Source organism: Escherichia sp. F1 (assembly GCF_046764225.1).
Classification (GTDB): Bacteria; Pseudomonadota; Gammaproteobacteria; order Enterobacterales; family Enterobacteriaceae; genus Escherichia; species Escherichia coli.
Genome location: NZ_CP177202.1, coordinates 4,716,554 through 4,735,152, shown reverse-complemented (window position 1 = coordinate 4,735,152; position 18,599 = coordinate 4,716,554). Strand labels below are relative to the sequence as shown.

Here is an 18,599-nt window from a genome sequence, read left to right as displayed (position 1 = left end):
CTTTCAGCCCCATCAAACAATGATGAAAATGATTGAACGCGATTATAGGATAAAACGGCTCAGATCTTCATCTGCCACCAACGCATCCAGATGTTTGCTCACATAATCTGCGTCAATAGTGATGGTTTGACCGCTTAAATCGCTGGCGTCGTAGGAAATCTCTTCCATTAAACGCTCCAGAACGGTATGTAAACGACGAGCACCGATGTTTTCGGTAGATTCGTTCACCTGCCATGCTGCTTCCGCGATGCGCTTAATACCGGAGTCGGTAAACTCGATATTTACGCCTTCAGTCGCCATCAGTGCTTTGTACTGCACGGTAATAGAGGCATTCGGCTCGGTCAGAATACGCTCGAAGTCGCTGGTGGTCAGTGCCTGCAGCTCAACGCGGATTGGCAGACGACCTTGCAGTTCCGGGATCAGGTCAGACGGTTTCGCAATCTGGAACGCGCCAGAAGCGATAAACAGAATGTGGTCAGTTTTGACCATCCCGTGTTTGGTGGAAACGGTGCAACCTTCTACCAGCGGCAGCAGGTCACGCTGAACACCTTCACGAGAAACATCCGGACCGGAAGACTCGCCGCGCTTACAGATTTTGTCGATTTCGTCGATAAACACGATCCCGTGCTGCTCAACAGCGTCGATAGCGTCTTGCTTCAGCTCTTCCGGATTCACCAGTTTCGCCGCTTCTTCTTCAATCAGCAGCTTCATGGCGTCTTTGATTTTCAGCTTACGTGCTTTTTGCTTCTGGCCGCCCAGGTTCTGGAACATGGACTGCAGCTGGCTGGTCATCTCTTCCATGCCCGGAGGAGCCATAATTTCAACGCCCATCGGTGCTGCGGCAAGATCGATCTCGATTTCTTTGTCATCAAGCTGGCCTTCACGCAGTTTCTTGCGGAATGCCTGACGAGCAGCGGACGGTTCCTGCTGCTGTTCGGTCTGTCCCCAGTTGTTTTTAGCAGGTGGGATCAGCACGTCGAGAATACGTTCTTCTGCCAGTTCTTCAGCGCGATAACGGTTTTTCTCGATAGCCTGGACGCGTACCATTTTCACGGCGGCATCGGTCAGATCGCGAATAATAGAATCCACTTCCTTACCGACATAGCCCACTTCGGTGAATTTGGTCGCTTCAACTTTGATGAACGGCGCATTCGCCAGCTTAGCCAGACGACGGGCGATTTCAGTTTTACCGACACCGGTCGGGCCGATCATCAGGATATTTTTCGGGGTCACTTCATGGCGCAGCTCTTCGTTGAGCTGCATGCGACGCCAGCGGTTACGCAGAGCAATCGCCACAGAACGCTTGGCGTTGTCCTGGCCGATGATGTGCTTATCCAGTTCGCTGACGATTTCGCGTGGGGTCATTTCAGACATGGGAGATCCTTACGCTTTGTAGCTTAATTCTTCGATGGTGTGGAAATGGTTGGTATAGATGCAAATGTCGCCTGCAATATCCAACGCCTTTTCAGCAATTTCACGGGCGCTAAGTTCAGTGTTTTCTAACAGCGCGCGCGCCGCAGCCTGGGCGTAAGGGCCGCCGGAGCCGATAGCAATAAGATCGTTTTCTGGCTGCACCACGTCACCGTTACCGGTGATGATAAGCGATGCAGTTTCATCCGCGACTGCCAGCAGTGCTTCAAGTTTGCGCAGCATGCGATCGGTACGCCAGTCTTTCGCCAGCTCAACGGCGGCTTTGACCAGATGGCCCTGATGCATTTCCAGTTTACGTTCAAACAGTTCGAACAGCGTAAAAGCATCCGCAGTACCGCCCGCAAAGCCCGCGATGACTTTGTCGTTGTACAGACGGCGGACCTTTTTCACGTTGCCTTTCATTACGGTATTGCCCAACGTGGCCTGACCATCACCAGCGATGACCACATGGCCGTTACGGCGTACGCTTACTATAGTTGTCACGAGCTGACCCCTTGGTTACGAATACAGAGTACAAACCCCGTACAAAAGTACGGGGCATAATGCAATTATAGATGGGGGGGATTTTGAGGGTTTCAACCCCCGGCGGCGAGCCGAATGCAGTTTGTATGACCCGCCATCTTCAACCGATTGAGGGTGCTGTCTGCGTTCTCTTTGCCTTTCACCGGGCCAATGACCACACGATTCCAGCCATTGTTGGTGGTGATTTTCGAGTCAAAGCCTTCGAACGCCAGCTGAGCACGTACCGTCTCTGCCTGTTCCGCGCCTCTGAACGAACCGCACTGCACCATCCAGCGGCGTTCGTCTTTTTTCTCCGCCGTCGGTTTTGGCGCGTCAGCGGCACGAGCAACTGGCGCAGCTTGCTGCGGCTTCGACTGCGCGGTGGTGTGCGCAGGAGTTTGCAGCAGATCCTGGTACGGCTGCTGAGTAGAAGCCGGTTTAGACTGGCGCGGTTGCGCCTGTACCGGCGCGGCTTGCGACGTACGCGTCTGCTGCTGCCAGCTTTGTTCAGTCGTACGCGACTGCTGAGCCAGACGTTGCTGTTCCGCTAATTGCTGCGCCTGACGCTGGCGCTGTAGCGTTTGCTGGCGCTGTTCCGGCGTCTGTTCATTCCACGGAACTTCAACCAGCTGCGTTGGCTGCTGGCGCATATCAGCCTGCATTTGTTCAAGAAGCTGACGTTGTTCTGGTGTCAGTTGCTCCGGCGTTTTCACTTCACCACCGGCAGAAGGTTCTGTGGGCGCACGCACACCCGGCTGGCGACTTTCCAGCTCTTTAATGTAGCGCCAGCGTTCTTCTGGTTTCGGTGGTAGTCCGTTTCCGGTCACTTTCTGGCTTTGCAGCGTCTCGGACTCTTCTTTCTTGTGATGCGTAATGAAGTACAGACCACCGATAAAGGTCACAAGAACGGCGGCAGCAATAGCGACCATAGCGGGAGAAACCGCAGGCAGATTTCGTTGCTTTTTCCGTGAGGTGCTCTTTTTTCGCCGCGAAGGTGCCGGTTGGCTGCGGCGTACATAATCTCGTTGTGCCACTATCGTTTCGCTGTATTTATTCGTTCGTCAGCCCGCCATGTTACTTAAGCGGCGGGCCTTTGACCAGTCACGGCAGTCTTAAAGGTTTACTTTAAGGTAACGCGCGTGTTGATCCCCGGATGATAAGTTCGCAGTCCATTAAACGAGAGCCACTGCCAACGTGTTGCCCCTGCATTTGATCAAGCAATAACAGCATAGCTTCCCGACCGATTTCGTAACGCGGCTGCGCGATGGTTGTCAGCGGCGGATCACAAAATTGCGTCAGGTCGATGTTATCAAAACCGATTATGGAAAGGTCTTCCGGGACTTTCAGCCCCTGGCGTTTTGCCTGAGAAAGTGCGCCGAGCGCCATCACATCGCTATGGCAGAAGACAGCAGTAGGCGGTTGTGGAAGATCAAGCAGCTGTTGCATTGCTTTGCTTCCGGCTTCGAAGGTGAAGTCGCCACGGGCGATGTATTGCGGATCAACCATAATGCCGCAGCGACGCAGCGCCTGAACATAGCCTTGCAGGCGGTAGTGACACAGCGGCATCTCTTCGGGACCGGCTATACAGCCAATCCGTTTATGCCCTTGCTCATATAAATAATTTACTGCATCAAATGCGGCGGTCAGATTGTCGATATGAACTGTAGGCAGCTCCAGTTCCGGTGCAAATTCGTTCGCCATCACCATCGGCGGCAGATTACGCTGTTCCTCAATGCTGGCATCAAACGGCAGCCTTGAACCCAGCAACAACATGCCATCAATTTGCTTGGTGATGATCAAATCGATAAAGGTTTTTTCCTGCTGATTTTGATGCGCACAGTCGCCAATCAGCACCAGATATCCGTGATTTGCCGCCGTAACTTCGATACCGCGAATAATTTCGCTAAAGAAGGGATCGCAGATATCCGGGACAATCACCAGAATGGTACGGGATTCATTACGCTTGACGTTGCGCCCCATAGGCTGAGGTAAATAACCCACTTCCCGGGCCGCTTTTTCAACCCGATTACGGGTGGCCTGGGAGACTTTATCGGGATTCATTAATGCTCGGGAGACGGTCGCTGTAGAGACTTTTGCCTTGAGGGCAACGTCTTTCATGGTCGCGGCAGTTTCCTGCTTCTTCGCTTTCACACTCACTCCTCGCCTGGCACGGCAGGCGTACTACTTCCATGTTTACTTCACATCGGCAACATTTTTAGCAGATAGCGCGTGAAAACGGTTACAGAATTTTCATGAAAAGTGTGATGAATATTGAATTTTTCGATCCGCCTCGCATCGTTTGCGCATTAGCCCTCGATGGGATCGACATCCAGCACCCATTTCACCTTACGGGAATCCGGTATTGTATTAATAAGCGCCAGCGTACCATTGATGATGTGCTGTAATCGCACGCGGGAAGGGTGCTGCAACAAAATTTGCCAGCGCCAGCGGCCGCCACGTTTAGGTGCCAGTGCCGGAACGGGACCGAGAACCCACAGTTTGTCGTCTGCCAGCGGGCTGGAGAGGATGAGATTACGCAGTTGTTGCAGGAACAGCGGCGCGTGCTGATTGTTATGATCTTCCGCACGCACAATCACATGGCTGGTCCACGGCGGCAGTTGCATCATGCGTCGTTCAGCCAGCGCCTGTTCGGCAAAGGCGTCGTAGCCTTTATAGAGCAATGTTTGCAACAGAGGATGTTCCGGATGGTGCGTTTGCAGCACCACTTCGCCCTGTTTACCCGCACGCCCGGCACGACCGGCGACCTGAGTGTAAAGCTGGGCGAAACGCTCTGCCGAGCGAAAATCGGCAGAAAACAACGCGCCGTCTACGTCCAGTAATGCCACCAGCGTCACATCCGGAAAGTGGTGACCTTTCGCCAGCATTTGCGTGCCGATCAAAATCCTCGCACCGCCGCGATGTACTTCCGCCAGTTGCTGTTCCAGCGCCCCTTTGCGGCTGGTGGTATCGCGGTCGATACGAGAAATGGGCACGCCGGGGAACAGCGGCGCGAGCGTCTGTTCAAGCTGTTCGGTGCCCAGCCCCACGGGTACCAGGTGTGTGGAACCGCAGGAAGGGCACTGGCGCGGCACCGGGCGTTGGCTGTCACAGTGGTGACAGCGCAAATGCTGTTGTGCCTGATGCAGCGTGTAGTAGTGATCGCAGCGCGGGCATTCGGCAATCCAGCCACAGTCGTGGCACAGCAAGGCCGGCGCAAAGCCACGGCGATTAAGAAAGAGGATAACCTGATTATTGGCCTGTAAATGCTGGCGCATACGGGTGATTAACGCCGGAGCCAGACCTGCCTGCACCTTCTGACCTTTTAAATCCAGCACATGTTGAATTGCCGGGCGCGCATTCCCCGCCCGACGCGTCAGGCGCAGCAGGCGGTATTTTTTCTGCTGGACGTTGCATAACGTTTCCAGTGCGGGTGTTGCGGAGCCAAGAATAATCGGGATTTGCTCGCTGTGCGCACGATAAACCGCCAGGTCGCGGGCATGATAGCGCCAGCCTTCCTGCTGCTTGTAGGAACTGTCGTGCTCTTCATCAATGACAATCACACCGAGATTTTTAAACGGCGTAAACAGCGCGGAGCGGGTGCCGATGACAATCGCCGCCTCGCCATTTTTCGCTTTCAACCACGCCGAAAGACGCTCGCTGTCGTTCAGGCCGGAATGCAGAACTTCCACCGGGGCATTAAAACGTTCACGAAAACGGGCGATAGTTTGCGGTGTCAGGCCGATTTCCGGCACCATCACCAGCGCCTGTTTGCCCTGAGCGAGCACGTTTTCCAGTACACTGAGATAAACCTCCGTTTTACCGGAACCGGTAACGCCCGCCAGCAGCCAGGCAGAAAAAGTATCTGCCGCGCTATGAATTGCGCCAACGGCGGTGGCCTGTTCGGTATTCAACCGCAACCGCTCACCAGAAACGGCATAGTTCGTTCGCCAGTCGCTAAACTCTGGTGTTTCACTTGCTAAATCACACAGACCTTTTTTGCGCAGTGCCTGCAATGCGGCATCATTAAATTCGAGCGTGGCAACCTGATCGCGCCAGATTTTGCCTTGCCGTAACGCTGCCAGCGCCTGTTGTTGCTTTGGCGAGCGTTTCAGGCTGTTCAGATCCACCGCCTGGCCTTGTTCAGTGGCAAACCAGTACCACATCGGCGCGTTCGCCGCAGGCCGCCCCTGGCGTAGTAAAATCGGCAAGGCATGAAACAGCACATCGCCAATTGGATGATGATAGTAATCTGCCGCCCAGAGCAATAATCGCCAGACGGAGTGAGTAAATACCGGCTCAACGTCCAGAACTTCAACTACCGCTTTCAGCTCGTTAAGCGGCAGCTCACTGACATCGCTAACTGATACCACAACCCCGATGCGCTCCTGCTGTTTGCCAAACGGCACGCGCACGCGACACCCGGCTTTAACCGTCATGCCTTCTGGCAGCAGATAGTCAAAGGTACGAGGAAGCGGAACGGGCAAGGCAACGTGGGCAACGGGCATAGCATCATCCTGACTTGAAATTCGGTGGGTTAGTATACACATTGCCGTAGAAGAGTGCGGATCAGTTTGCATACGCTGGTTAATTTCTGTATGATTTCGCGCCTTCGTACGAAATGATCGTATTGAAGCTATACTTTTAACATCGCGTGGTGTCTGGCGTTAGGGCTGGAAGAGCGACGCGGCCTTAAACCGAGGTTTTCCCATGAAAAAAGATATTCACCCGAAATACGAAGAAATTACTGCTAGCTGCTCTTGCGGTAACGTAATGAAAATCCGCTCCACCGTTGGTCATGACCTGAACCTCGACGTGTGCAGCAAGTGCCACCCGTTCTTCACTGGCAAACAGCGTGATGTTGCTACCGGTGGCCGTGTTGACCGCTTCAACAAGCGTTTCAACATCCCGGGCAGCAAATAAGACCGGATTTCCGAAAAAAGCGCCGCACGGCGCTTTTTTTGTGCCTGAATTTTGGTCGTATTACCAGGAAAACAGCGGCCATTCTTTGGCGATTGTGGTGAGTTGTGGCGCGTCGAAAACGGCTTGTGGTGAAACTACCGTTTCCTCAAGCGGAATATTTTTGCCGTAGCGTTCTTTGAGCTTTGCCTGAACTAGCGGGTTACTAAGATCGAACTCTTTCAGCTTCTGCTGTTCGCCCACACGCATTCCCAGCGCATTCTGGTAAACCTTCCACACCACTTCCGAACAGTACTGGCGATCGTCGCTCCATGAGAAGCTGAAATCGTACGGTTTGCCGAGATAACGTTTCGCCGTTTGCGCCAGTTTTTGCTGTTGTTCAACACTCAGTCCGCCTTCAACGCGGCGAACAACGTATTTGCCCTTTTCACCATGGGCAATCCACTGCTTGAGCGGGGTGTATTTCACCGGGCCGACCGCTTCAAAAACGTAGGGCTTTTTGTTGCGTATCACCAGCATACCGGTGTGGCTGTAATCGGAATGGGTCGCCAGTTGGATCGCTTTACTTTGCGATGAGCGAGAGATCTGAAAGATGATGTCGCCGGTTTGTGGTTGCCAGGCAAATGCAGGCACAGAAACCAGCAGGCCGGGGATCAGTAGCCTGATTTTCATCGTTAAACGTCCATGTATGAAAAAAGCGGCTGGTTAACTCCGCGCCGCTCTTTTCCGCTTTAGTATTCCCACGTCTCCGGGTTAATCCCCATCTCACGCATGATCTCTTTTGCCGCTTCCGGGATTTCGTCGCTGCGCTCTTTACGCAGATCGGCATCATCCGGCAAAGGTTGCCCGGTAAAGGCATGCAGAAACGCTTCGCACAGCAGCTCGCTGTTGGTAGCGTGACGCAGGTTGTTCACCTGACGACGCGTGCGTTCATCGGTGAGGATTTTTAACACCTTAAGAGGAATGGAAACCGTAATCTTTTTGACTTGTTCACTCTTCTTGCCGTGCTCAGCGTATGGGCTGATATATTCGCCGCTCCATTCAGCCATGAGATACTTAATCCTCTTCGTCAATAAATTGAGACCAGACCACACAGTTAATGTGGGTACTGACCGTAAACCCGCATAGTTTACCGTACAGGCGTTACCGTGACATCGTGTAATGCACCTGTCGGCGTGATAATGCATATAATTTTAACGGCTATTTGGGATTTGCTCAATCTATACGCAAAGAAGTTTAGATGTCCAGATGTATTGACGTCCATTAACACAATGTTTACTCTGGTGCCTGACATTTCACCGACCAAGCCCAGGGAACTTCATCACATGACGCGTAAACAGGCCACCATCGCAGTGCGTAGCGGGTTAAATGACGACGAACAGTATGGTTGCGTTGTCCCTCCCATCCATCTTTCCAGCACCTATAACTTTACCGGATTTAATGAACCGCGCGCGCATGATTACTCGCGGCGCGGCAACCCAACGCGCGATGTGGTTCAGCGTGCGCTGGCAGAACTGGAAGGCGGTGCTGGTGCAGTACTTACTAATACCGGCATGTCCGCGATTCACCTGGTAACGACCGTCTTTTTGAAACCTGGCGATCTGCTGGTTGCGCCGCACGACTGCTACGGCGGCAGCTATCGCCTGTTCGACAGCCTGGCGAAACGCGGTTGCTATCGCGTGTTGTTTGTTGATCAAGGCGATGAACAGGCATTACGGGCAGCGCTGGCAGAAAACCCCAAACTGGTACTGGTAGAAAGCCCAAGTAATCCATTGTTACGCGTCGTGGATATTGCGAAAATCTGCCATCTGGCAAGGGAAGTCGGGGCGGTGAGCGTGGTGGATAACACCTTCTTAAGCCCGGCATTACAAAATCCGCTGGCATTAGGTGCCGATCTGGTGTTGCATTCATGCACGAAATATCTGAACGGTCACTCAGACGTGGTGGCCGGCGTGGTGATTGCTAAAGATCCGGACGTTGTCACCGAACTGGCCTGGTGGGCAAATAATATTGGCGTGACGGGCGGCGCGTTTGACAGCTATCTGCTGCTACGTGGTTTGCGAACGCTGGTGCCGCGTATGGAGCTGGCCCAGCGCAACGCGCAGGCGATTGTGAAATATCTGCAAACCCAGCCGTTGGTGAAAAAACTGTATCACCCGTCGCTGCCAGAAAATCAGGGGCATGAAATTGCCGCGCGCCAGCAAAAAGGCTTTGGCGCAATGTTGAGTTTTGAACTGGATGGCGATGAGCAGACGCTGCGTCGTTTCCTGGGCGGGCTGTCGTTGTTTACGCTGGCGGAATCATTAGGGGGAGTGGAAAGTTTAATCTCTCACGCCGCAACCATGACACATGCAGGCATGGCACCAGAAGCGCGTGCTGCCGCCGGGATCTCCGAGACGCTGCTGCGTATCTCCACCGGTATTGAAGATGGCGAAGATTTAATTGCCGACCTGGAAAATGGCTTCCGGGCTGCAAACAAGGGGTAAAAATGAGTGTGATTGCGCAGGCAGGGGCGAAAGGTCGTCAACTGCATAAATTTGGTGGCAGTAGTCTGGCTGATGTGAAGTGTTATTTGCGTGTCGCGGGCATTATGGCGGAGTACTCTCAGCCTGACGATATGATGGTGGTTTCCGCCGCCGGTAGCACCACTAACCAGTTGATTAACTGGTTGAAACTAAGTCAGACCGATCGTCTCTCTGCGCATCAGGTTCAACAAACGCTGCGTCGCTATCAGTGCGATCTGATTAGCGGCCTGCTACCCGCCGAAGAAGCCGATAGCCTCATTAGTGCCTTTATCAGCGATCTTGAGCGCCTGGCGGCGCTGCTCGACAGCGGTATTAACGACGCGGTGTATGCGGAAGTGGTGGGCCACGGCGAAGTGTGGTCGGCGCGCCTGATGTCTGCGGTACTTAATCAACAAGGGCTGCCAGCGGCCTGGCTTGATGCTCGCGAGTTTTTACGCGCTGAACGCGCTGCGCAACCGCAGGTTGATGAAGGGCTTTCTTACCCGTTGCTGCAACAGCTACTGGTACAACATCCAGGCAAACGTCTGGTGGTGACCGGGTTTATCAGCCGTAACAACGCCGGTGAAACGGTGCTGCTGGGGCGTAACGGTTCCGACTATTCCGCGACACAAATCGGTGCGCTGGCGGGTGTTTCTCGTGTAACCATCTGGAGCGACGTCGCCGGGGTATACAGTGCCGACCCGCGTAAAGTGAAAGATGCCTGTCTGCTGCCATTGCTGCGTCTGGATGAGGCCAGCGAACTGGCGCGTCTGGCGGCTCCCGTTCTTCACGCCCGTACTTTACAGCCAGTTTCTGGCAGCGAAATCGACCTGCAGCTGCGCTGTAGCTACACGCCGGATCAAGGTTCCACGCGCATTGAACGCGTGCTGGCCTCCGGTACTGGTGCGCGTATTGTCACCAGCCACGATGATGTCTGCTTGATTGAGTTTCAGGTGCCCACCAGCCAGGATTTCAAACTGGCGCATAAAGAGATCGACCAGATCCTGAAACGTGCTCAGGTGCGCCCACTGGCGGTTGGCGTACATAACGATCGCCAGTTGCTGCAATTTTGCTACACCTCAGAAGTCGCTGACAGTGCGCTGAAAATCCTCGACGAAGCGGGATTACCTGGCGAACTGCGTCTGCGTCAGGGGCTGGCGCTGGTGGCGATGGTTGGTGCAGGCGTCACCCGTAACCCGCTACATTGCCACCGCTTCTGGCAGCAACTGAAAGGCCAGCCGGTCGAATTTACCTGGCAGTCGGATGACGGCATCAGCCTGGTGGCAGTACTGCGCACCGGGCCGACCGAAAGCCTGATTCAGGGTCTGCATCAGTCCGTCTTTCGCGCGGAAAAACGCATCGGCCTGGTATTGTTCGGCAAGGGCAATATCGGTTCCCGCTGGCTGGAACTGTTCGCCCGTGAGCAGAGCACGCTTTCGGCGCGTACCGGCTTTGAATTTGTGCTGGCAGGCGTGGTGGACAGCCGCCGCAGCCTGTTGAGCTATGACGGGCTGGACGCCAGCCGCGCGTTAGCCTTCTTCAACGATGAAGCGGTCGAGCAGGATGAAGAGTCGCTGTTCCTGTGGATGCGCGCCCATCCGTATGATGATTTAGTGGTGTTGGACGTTACCGCCAGCCAGCAGCTTGCTGATCAGTATCTCGATTTTGCCAGCCACGGTTTCCACGTCATCAGCGCCAACAAACTGGCGGGAGCCAGCGACAGCAATAAATATCGCCAGATCCACGACGCCTTCGAAAAAACCGGGCGTCACTGGCTGTACAACGCCACCGTCGGTGCGGGCTTGCCGATCAACCATACCGTGCGCGATCTGATCGACAGCGGCGATACTATTTTGTCGATCAGTGGGATCTTCTCCGGCACGCTCTCCTGGCTGTTCCTGCAATTCGACGGTAGCGTGCCGTTTACCGAGCTGGTGGATCAGGCGTGGCAGCAGGGCTTAACCGAGCCTGATCCGCGTGATGACCTTTCCGGCAAAGACGTGATGCGCAAGCTGGTGATTCTGGCGCGTGAAGCGGGTTACGACATCGAACCAGATCAGGTGCGCGTGGAATCGCTGGTACCTGCCCATTGCGAAGGCGGTAGCATCGACCATTTCTTTGAAAACGGCGATGAACTTAACGAGCAGATGGTGCAACGACTGGAAGCGGCCCGCGAAATGGGGCTGGTGCTGCGCTACGTGGCGCGTTTCGATGCCAACGGCAAAGCGCGTGTGGGCGTGGAAGCGGTGCGTGAAGATCATCCGCTGGCATCACTGCTGCCGTGCGATAACGTCTTTGCCATCGAAAGCCGCTGGTATCGCGACAACCCGCTGGTGATCCGTGGGCCTGGCGCAGGGCGCGATGTCACCGCCGGGGCGATTCAGTCGGATATTAACCGCCTGGCGCAGTTGTTGTAATTTCAGGAATCTAATAATGTCCGGTACGCATGTCTTCGGGTCTATGGGTTCTAATGTAATTTATTGAATTATCATAGGATTATAGGCCGGATGAAGCGTTTACGCCGTATCCGGCAAGAAGCAATAAGTACGTTGTTAGCCTACATCTGCAATCCGGTCTGTTTTGCATACCGGATTTTCTTTTCCTTACCATCCTGAATTTTTTTCATCTTCCCTGATTTTTCCTCACCATCATTGGTCATTTTTCGGTTGACGCCCCTCGGCTTTTCCTTCATCTTTACATCTGGACGTCTAAATGGATAGATGTTCACAACACAACATATAACTACAAGCGATTGATGAGGTAAGGTATGAGCTTTTTTCACGCCAGCCAGCGGGATGCCCTGAATCAGAGTCTGGCAGAAGTCCAGGGGCAGATTAACGTTTCGTTCGAGTTTTTCCCGCCGCGTACCAGTGAAATGGAGCAGACCCTGTGGAACTCCATCGATCGCCTTAGCAGCCTGAAACCGAAGTTTGTATCGGTGACCTATGGCGCGAACTCCGGCGAGCGCGACCGTACGCACAGCATTATTAAAGGCATTAAAGATCGCACTGGTCTGGAAGCGGCACCGCATCTTACTTGCATTGATGCGACGCCCGACGAGCTGCGCACCATTGCACGCGACTACTGGAATAACGGTATTCGTCATATCGTGGCGCTGCGTGGTGATCTGCCGCCGGGAAGTGGTAAGCCAGAAATGTACGCTTCTGACCTGGTGACGCTGTTAAAAGAAGTGGCAGATTTCGATATCTCCGTGGCGGCGTATCCGGAAGTACACCCGGAAGCAAAAAGCGCTCAGGCGGATTTGCTCAACCTGAAACGCAAAGTCGATGCCGGAGCCAATCGCGCGATTACTCAGTTCTTCTTTGATGTCGAAAGCTACCTGCGTTTTCGCGATCGCTGCGTCTCGGCGGGCATTGATGTGGAAATCATTCCGGGAATTTTGCCGGTATCTAACTTTAAACAGGCGAAGAAATTTGCCGACATGACCAATGTGCGTATTCCAGCGTGGATGGCACAAATGTTCGACGGGCTTGATGATGATGCCGAAACCCGCAAGCTGGTGGGCGCGAATATCGCCATGGATATGGTGAAGATTTTAAGCCGTGAAGGAGTGAAAGATTTCCACTTCTATACGCTTAACCGTGCTGAAATGAGTTACGCGATTTGCCATACGCTGGGTGTTCGACCTGGTTTATAAATAGTGTGGCTTTTGTGAAAATCACACAGTGATCACAAATTTTAAACAGAGCACAAAATGCTGCCTCGAAATGAGGGCGGGAAAATAAGGGTGTCAGCCTTGTTTTCTCCCTCATTACTTGAAGGATATAAAGCTAAAACCCTTTTTTATAAAGCATTTGTCCGAATTCGGACATAATCAAAAAAGCTTAATTACGATCAATTTGATCTACATCTCTTTAACCAACAATATGTAAGATCTCAACTATCGCATCCGTGGATTAATTCAATTATAACTTCTCTCTAACGCTGTGTATCGTAACGGTAACACTGTAGAGGGGAGCACATTGATGAGCACGTCAGACGATATCCATAACACGACAGCCACTGGCAAATGCCCGTTCCATCAGGGCGGTCACGACCAGAGCGCAGGTGGGGGCACAACCACGCGCGACTGGTGGCCAAATCAACTCCGTGTTGACCTGTTAAACCAACATTCTAATCGTTCTAACCCGCTGGGTGAGGACTTTGACTACCGCAAAGAATTCAGCAAATTAGATTACTACGGCCTGAAAAAAGATCTGAAAGCCCTGCTGACAGAATCTCAGCCGTGGTGGCCTGCCGACTGGGGCAGCTACGCCGGTCTGTTTATTCGTATGGCCTGGCACGGCGCGGGGACTTACCGTTCAATCGATGGGCGCGGCGGCGCGGGTCGTGGTCAGCAACGTTTTGCACCGCTGAACTCCTGGCCAGATAACGTAAGCCTCGATAAAGCGCGTCGCCTGTTGTGGCCAATCAAACAGAAATATGGTCAGAAAATCTCCTGGGCCGACCTGTTTATCCTCGCGGGTAACGTGGCGCTGGAAAACTCCGGCTTCCGTACCTTCGGTTTTGGTGCCGGTCGTGAAGACGTCTGGGAACCGGATCTGGATGTTAACTGGGGTGATGAAAAAGCCTGGCTGACCCACCGTCATCCGGAAGCACTGGCGAAAGCACCGCTGGGCGCAACCGAGATGGGCCTGATTTACGTTAACCCGGAAGGCCCGGATCACAGCGGCGAACCGCTTTCTGCGGCAGCAGCTATCCGCGCGACCTTCGGCAACATGGGCATGAACGACGAAGAAACCGTGGCGCTGATTGCGGGTGGTCATACGCTGGGTAAAACTCACGGTGCCGGTCCGACATCAAACGTAGGTCCTGATCCAGAAGCTGCACCGATTGAAGAACAAGGTTTAGGTTGGGCGAGCACTTACGGCAGCGGCGTTGGCGCAGATGCCATCACCTCTGGTCTGGAAGTGGTCTGGACCCAGACGCCGACCCAGTGGAGCAACTATTTCTTCGAGAACCTGTTCAAATATGAGTGGGTACAGACCCGCAGCCCGGCTGGCGCAATCCAGTTCGAAGCGGTAGACGCACCGGAAATTATCCCGGATCCGTTCGATCCGTCGAAGAAACGTAAACCGACAATGCTGGTGACCGACCTGACGCTGCGTTTTGATCCTGAGTTCGAGAAGATCTCTCGTCGTTTCCTCAACGATCCGCAGGCGTTCAACGAAGCCTTTGCCCGTGCCTGGTTCAAACTGACGCACAGGGATATGGGGCCGAAATCTCGTTACATCGGGCCGGAAGTACCGAAAGAAGATCTGATCTGGCAAGATCCGCTGCCGCAGCCGATCTACAACCCGACCGAGCAGGACATTATCGATCTGAAATTCGCGATTGCGGATTCTGGTCTGTCTGTCAGCGAGCTGGTATCGGTAGCCTGGGCGTCTGCTTCTACCTTCCGTGGTGGCGACAAACGCGGTGGTGCCAACGGTGCGCGTCTGGCATTAATGCCGCAGCGCGACTGGGATGTGAACGCCGCAGCCGTTCGTGCTCTGCCAGTTCTGGAGAAAATTCAGAAAGAGTCTGGCAAAGCTTCGCTGGCGGATATCATCGTGCTGGCAGGTGTGGTTGGCGTTGAGAAAGCCGCAAGCGCCGCAGGTTTGAGCATTCATGTACCGTTTGCGCCGGGTCGCGTTGATGCGCGTCAGGATCAGACTGACATTGAGATGTTTGAGCTGCTGGAGCCAATTGCTGACGGTTTCCGTAACTATCGCGCTCGTCTGGACGTTTCCACCACCGAGTCACTGCTGATTGATAAAGCACAGCAACTGACGCTGACTGCGCCGGAAATGACCGCGCTGGTGGGCGGGATGCGCGTACTGGGTGCCAACTTCGATGGCAGCAAAAACGGCGTCTTCACTGACCGCGTGGGCGTATTAAGCAATGACTTCTTCGTGAACTTGCTGGATATGCGTTACGAGTGGAAAGCGACCGACGAATCGAAAGAGCTGTTCGAAGGCCGTGACCGTGAAACCGGCGAAGTGAAATACACAGCCAGCCGTGCGGATCTGGTCTTTGGCTCTAACTCTGTCTTGCGTGCGGTGGCTGAAGTTTACGCCAGCAGCGATGCCCACGAGAAGTTTGTTAAAGACTTCGTGGCGGCATGGGTGAAAGTGATGAACCTCGACCGTTTCGACCTGCTGTAATCTGACCTTCTTCAGCGACTGTCTTTCAGGCAGTCGCTGAAGTTTCTTTACCGGCGTATAGTGTCCACAGGAAAACTACACACTGGATCTCTCATGTCTGCCGCAGGAAAGAGCAACCCACTGGCAATCAGTGGCCTGGTTGTGCTCACACTTATCTGGAGTTATAGCTGGATTTTCATGAAGCAAGTCACCAGCTACATCGGTGCCTTCGACTTCACCGCCTTACGCTGCATTTTCGGCGCTCTCGTTTTATTCATCGTCCTTTTATTACGTGGTCGCGGACTGCGCCCGACGCCGTTTAAATACACCTTAGCCATTGCCCTGTTACAAACCTGCGGGATGGTTGGCCTGGCACAGTGGGCGCTGGTTAGCGGAGGAGCGGGGAAGGTGGCGATCCTGAGCTATACCATGCCGTTCTGGGTGGTGATTTTCGCCGCGTTGTTTCTCGGTGAACGCCTGCGACGTGGGCAATATTTCGCGATACTGATTGCCGCTTTCGGCTTATTTTTGGTGTTGCAGCCGTGGCAACTCGATTTCTCTTCGATGAAAAGTGCCCTGCTGGCAATCCTCTCCGGTGTTAGTTGGGGGGCGAGCGCGATTGTCGCGAAACGCCTATACGCCCGCCATCCACGCGTGGATTTATTGTCGTTAACATCCTGGCAGATGCTCTATGCGGCGCTGGTGATGAGTGTGGTCGCTTTACTGGTGCCGCAACGTGAAATTGACTGGCAGCCCACCGTGTTCTGGGCGCTGGCCTACAGTGCGATTCTGGCGACGGCGCTGGCGTGGAGCTTATGGCTGTTTGTGCTGAAAAACTTGCCTGCCAGTATTGCCAGCTTAAGCACACTGGCCGTTCCCGTTTGCGGCGTACTCTTTTCCTGGTGGCTGCTCGGTGAGAATCCGGGGGCCGTTGAAGGTAGCGGTATTGTGCTGATTGTGCTGGCACTGGCGCTGGTGAGCCGTAAGAAAAAAGAAGCTGTCAGTGTAAAAAACATCTGAATTTTTTCTTCATGTGGGGCGATCGCTTATTTAACAAAATACCGATAGTGCCCCACCATCCGCCAGCTAAACAGCACGTCTTCTTCCTGCGCGCCTGCGCCAATGTTATGTATCACCAGCGGCGTACCGTCGCGGGCGAAGCCATCTGACACCACCCCAATATGCGCCAGCCCGTTATCTAATCGCCAGGAGACAATATCGCCCGCTTGATAATCACCGGGGTTCTTGCTGGTGGGGCGTGTTTTATCATGGCGGCTAAACCAGGTTTCCAGATTAGGCACCCGACGGTGATCGATGTTGCTGTCCGGGCGCTTTAACTGCCATTTTTGCGGGTACTCAGCAAAATTCTTCGCCATATCTTCGTGAACCAGTTTCTGCAAATCGACCTTCTGGCTGCGCAAGGCGCGGATCACCACATCGGAACATACGCCGCGTTCTTGCGGGACATCACCGCCAGGATAGGTAAGCTGCACATACGCCGGATCGTAAAATAGCGTGCTGCCGATTTGCTGTCTGGCACCGTCTGCGATGGCAAGGTTAGTGTTGGCCTGAATTTGTACCACGGTTGGTGGAACGGCCGGAGATTTTAAGGAGTGGCTGGTAAATGCCGTTAGCAGGCTGATCAGCACCAGTGAAGCTTTCATCTGTTCCGTCCGTGAAAATAAGAGTCACAGATTCGACCTTCCGGGCTAACGATTGTTCTGTAGAGAAAATGTCCAGAAGCGGATAAAAAATTCCTGAACAACGTGGGAGTTTCAGACGGGTGATAACGTATAAAAAGTGCTCGAACAGTCCCCTCTCCCCTTTGGGGAGAGGGTTAGGGTGAGGGGAACAGGCCAGCTCCGGGGCGAATATTTACCCTCACCCCGACCCTCTCCCTGAAAGGGCGAGGGGGAAAAACATGCCCGCAGTGACGAGTGAGCCACTTTGCCTGCACTCTCAAACTCCCGGACAAGCCGGGAGTTTGGAGTAGGTTATTCCCACTCTTGCAGGAAACGCTGACCGTACTGGTCGGCTACCAGCAGTGCGGCGTAAACCTGATCTGGCGTCGCGCCGCCAGGCATGTTGTGGATGGTTTCACCTTCAGCACATGCTGCTTCTGCCACAATTCGCATTTTCGCCGGGACATCTTCTTTAATATCCAGTTGAGCGAGAGTTATTGGCAAACCTACCGCATGGCTAAGTGCAGCTACGGTTTCGATTTCCTCAACCGGTGCGTTTTCCAGAACCAGCTGCGTCAGCGTACCAAATGCCACTTTTTCACCGTGATAATAGTGATGCGCGTCCGGGATAGCGGTCAGGCCGTTATGCACTGCGTGCGCCGCAGCCAGACCACCACTTTCAAAGCCTACACCGCTTAAATAGGTGTTCGCTTCAATCACGCGCTCCAGCGCCGGAGTCACTACATGCTGTTCGGCGGCAAGCATCGCTTTTTCGCCTTCTTCCAGCAGAGTGTTGTAGCACAGTTCTGCCAGTGCCAGCGCCGCCTGGGTACACTTGCCGCCCGCCATAGTGGTAGCGCCGCTACGGGAACAGGCGCGTGCTTCAAACCAGGTTGCCAGCGCATCGCCGATACCCGCCGCTAACAGACGTGCAGGTGCGCCAGCGACGATTTTGGTGTCGACAATGACCATATTCGGGTTATTTGGCAACAGCAGATAGCGGTCAAACTCACCCTCATCGGTGTAGATAACAGACAATGCGCTGCACGGTGCATCGGTAGAGGCGATAGTCGGTGCGATCGCTACCGGAACACCCATGAAATGTGCCAGTGCTTTGGCAGTATCGAGGGTTTTTCCGCCACCGATACCGAGAATTGCGCCACACTGCGCAGTCTCCGCGATGCCACGCAGACGGTCGATCTCATTTTGCGAACATTCACCGCCAAACGGCGCAATTTCTACTACCAGTCCAGCATCTTTAAAGCTTTTCTCGACAGTGGATTGAGCAAAACCTAAAACAAATTTGTCACCCACCACTAACCAGCGTTCTGCCAGCGGCTTCAGGTATTCACCCAGACGATTAATCACATCAGCGCCCTGGATGTATTTACCCGGTGATTGAATAATGCGGTCCATAA

15 protein-coding genes are annotated in these 18,599 nt (G+C 53.9%); 6 read left to right on the top strand and 9 right to left on the bottom strand.

The features are described 5' to 3' along the window. Positions 1-42 precede the first annotated feature (42 nt). From hslU to priA, 5 genes are all read right to left on the bottom strand, one after another. Positions 43-1,374 carry an HslU--HslV peptidase ATPase subunit gene (gene hslU / locus ACK8NJ_RS22640; protein WP_001293344.1) on the bottom strand — a complete coding sequence of 444 codons (1,332 nt, stop codon included), beginning with the start codon at positions 1,372-1,374 and terminating at the stop codon, positions 43-45. 9 nt (positions 1,375-1,383) lie between these two features. Then, the gene (gene hslV / locus ACK8NJ_RS22635; protein ID WP_000208242.1) at positions 1,384-1,914 is read right to left on the bottom strand and encodes an ATP-dependent protease subunit HslV; all 531 of its coding nucleotides are present in this window, start codon (positions 1,912-1,914) and stop codon (positions 1,384-1,386) included. A 92-nt stretch (positions 1,915-2,006) separates the two neighbouring features. Continuing rightward, positions 2,007-2,966 carry a cell division protein FtsN gene (gene ftsN, locus ACK8NJ_RS22630; protein WP_000068834.1) on the bottom strand — a complete coding sequence of 320 codons (960 nt, stop codon included), beginning with the start codon at positions 2,964-2,966 and terminating at the stop codon, positions 2,007-2,009. Between the two features lie 91 nt (positions 2,967-3,057). Then, entirely contained in the window at positions 3,058-4,083 is a 1,026-nt protein-coding gene (gene cytR, locus ACK8NJ_RS22625) for a DNA-binding transcriptional regulator CytR (protein ID WP_000644904.1), read from the bottom strand. 155 nt (positions 4,084-4,238) lie between these two features. Beyond that, positions 4,239-6,437, bottom strand: a complete 2,199-nt coding sequence (priA, locus tag ACK8NJ_RS22620; protein WP_001330197.1) for a primosomal protein N' — start codon at positions 6,435-6,437, stop codon at positions 4,239-4,241. Positions 6,438-6,639: 202 nt separating this feature from the next. Here priA and rpmE point away from each other — a divergent pair, with 202 nt between their 5' ends. Further along, entirely contained in the window at positions 6,640-6,852 is a 213-nt protein-coding gene (rpmE, locus tag ACK8NJ_RS22615) for a 50S ribosomal protein L31 (RefSeq protein WP_000710769.1), read from the top strand. A 60-nt stretch (positions 6,853-6,912) separates the two neighbouring features. On the opposite strand, the gene ACK8NJ_RS22610 is transcribed toward rpmE, so the two are convergent. Together ACK8NJ_RS22610 and metJ are read right to left on the bottom strand one after the other, a co-directional pair. Further along, the gene (locus ACK8NJ_RS22610) at positions 6,913-7,521 is read right to left on the bottom strand and encodes a YiiX family permuted papain-like enzyme (RefSeq protein ID WP_411961997.1); all 609 of its coding nucleotides are present in this window, start codon (positions 7,519-7,521) and stop codon (positions 6,913-6,915) included. 59 nt (positions 7,522-7,580) lie between these two features. Then, the gene (gene metJ / locus ACK8NJ_RS22605) at positions 7,581-7,898 is read right to left on the bottom strand and encodes a met regulon transcriptional regulator MetJ (RefSeq protein ID WP_000852812.1); all 318 of its coding nucleotides are present in this window, start codon (positions 7,896-7,898) and stop codon (positions 7,581-7,583) included. Positions 7,899-8,174: 276 nt separating this feature from the next. Between metJ and metB the strand changes: the two genes are divergently transcribed. The 5 genes from metB (at position 8,175) to yijE (ending at position 16,519) form a co-directional block, all read left to right on the top strand. Then, positions 8,175-9,335 (top strand): cystathionine gamma-synthase, encoded by a 1,161-nt coding sequence (gene metB / locus ACK8NJ_RS22600; protein ID WP_000197201.1) that lies wholly within the window; start codon positions 8,175-8,177, stop codon positions 9,333-9,335. 2 nt (positions 9,336-9,337) lie between these two features. After that, the gene (gene metL, locus ACK8NJ_RS22595) at positions 9,338-11,770 is read left to right on the top strand and encodes a bifunctional aspartate kinase/homoserine dehydrogenase II (RefSeq protein ID WP_021516635.1); all 2,433 of its coding nucleotides are present in this window, start codon (positions 9,338-9,340) and stop codon (positions 11,768-11,770) included. 350 nt (positions 11,771-12,120) lie between these two features. Beyond that, positions 12,121-13,011 (top strand): methylenetetrahydrofolate reductase, encoded by an 891-nt coding sequence (gene metF / locus ACK8NJ_RS22590; RefSeq protein WP_000007523.1) that lies wholly within the window; start codon positions 12,121-12,123, stop codon positions 13,009-13,011. A gap of 328 nt (positions 13,012-13,339) precedes the next feature. After that, complete coding sequence (katG, locus tag ACK8NJ_RS22585; protein ID WP_001296626.1) at positions 13,340-15,520, top strand: catalase/peroxidase HPI; 2,181 nt, start codon at positions 13,340-13,342, stop codon at positions 15,518-15,520. A gap of 93 nt (positions 15,521-15,613) precedes the next feature. Continuing rightward, complete coding sequence (yijE, locus tag ACK8NJ_RS22580) at positions 15,614-16,519, top strand: cystine transporter YijE (protein ID WP_048969935.1); 906 nt, start codon at positions 15,614-15,616, stop codon at positions 16,517-16,519. Positions 16,520-16,545: 26 nt separating this feature from the next. Here the strand turns inward: yijE and ACK8NJ_RS22575 are convergent, their stop codons facing one another. Both ACK8NJ_RS22575 and gldA read right to left on the bottom strand, forming a co-directional pair. Then, positions 16,546-17,163: a DUF1287 domain-containing protein gene (locus ACK8NJ_RS22575; protein WP_411961996.1), complete on the bottom strand. Its 618-nt coding sequence runs from the start codon at positions 17,161-17,163 to the stop codon at positions 16,546-16,548. A 330-nt stretch (positions 17,164-17,493) separates the two neighbouring features. Further along, positions 17,494-18,597, bottom strand: coding sequence for a bifunctional L-1,2-propanediol dehydrogenase/glycerol dehydrogenase (gene gldA, locus ACK8NJ_RS22570; RefSeq protein WP_000374004.1), 1,104 nt, complete (start codon positions 18,595-18,597; stop codon positions 17,494-17,496). Positions 18,598-18,599: the final 2 nt, after the last annotated feature.

What these genes read in the sequence shown, in the direction of transcription:
- metF (WP_000007523.1), top strand. Translation starts at nt 12,121, where the DNA reads ATGAGCTTTTTTCACGCCAGCCAGCGGGATGCCCTGAATCAGAGTCTG.
- katG (WP_001296626.1), top strand. Translation starts at nt 13,340, where the DNA reads ATGAGCACGTCAGACGATATCCATAACACGACAGCCACTGGCAAATGC.
- ACK8NJ_RS22610 (WP_411961997.1), bottom strand. Translation starts at nt 7,521, where the DNA reads ATGAAAATCAGGCTACTGATCCCCGGCCTGCTGGTTTCTGTGCCTGCA.
- gldA (WP_000374004.1), bottom strand. Translation starts at nt 18,597, where the DNA reads ATGGACCGCATTATTCAATCACCGGGTAAATACATCCAGGGCGCTGAT.
- metL (WP_021516635.1), top strand. Translation starts at nt 9,338, where the DNA reads ATGAGTGTGATTGCGCAGGCAGGGGCGAAAGGTCGTCAACTGCATAAA.
- metJ (WP_000852812.1), bottom strand. Translation starts at nt 7,898, where the DNA reads ATGGCTGAATGGAGCGGCGAATATATCAGCCCATACGCTGAGCACGGC.
- metB (WP_000197201.1), top strand. Translation starts at nt 8,175, where the DNA reads ATGACGCGTAAACAGGCCACCATCGCAGTGCGTAGCGGGTTAAATGAC.
- rpmE (WP_000710769.1), top strand. Translation starts at nt 6,640, where the DNA reads ATGAAAAAAGATATTCACCCGAAATACGAAGAAATTACTGCTAGCTGC.
- ACK8NJ_RS22575 (WP_411961996.1), bottom strand. Translation starts at nt 17,163, where the DNA reads ATGAAAGCTTCACTGGTGCTGATCAGCCTGCTAACGGCATTTACCAGC.
- yijE (WP_048969935.1), top strand. Translation starts at nt 15,614, where the DNA reads ATGTCTGCCGCAGGAAAGAGCAACCCACTGGCAATCAGTGGCCTGGTT.
- priA (WP_001330197.1), bottom strand. Translation starts at nt 6,437, where the DNA reads ATGCCCGTTGCCCACGTTGCCTTGCCCGTTCCGCTTCCTCGTACCTTT.
- hslU (WP_001293344.1), bottom strand. Translation starts at nt 1,374, where the DNA reads ATGTCTGAAATGACCCCACGCGAAATCGTCAGCGAACTGGATAAGCAC.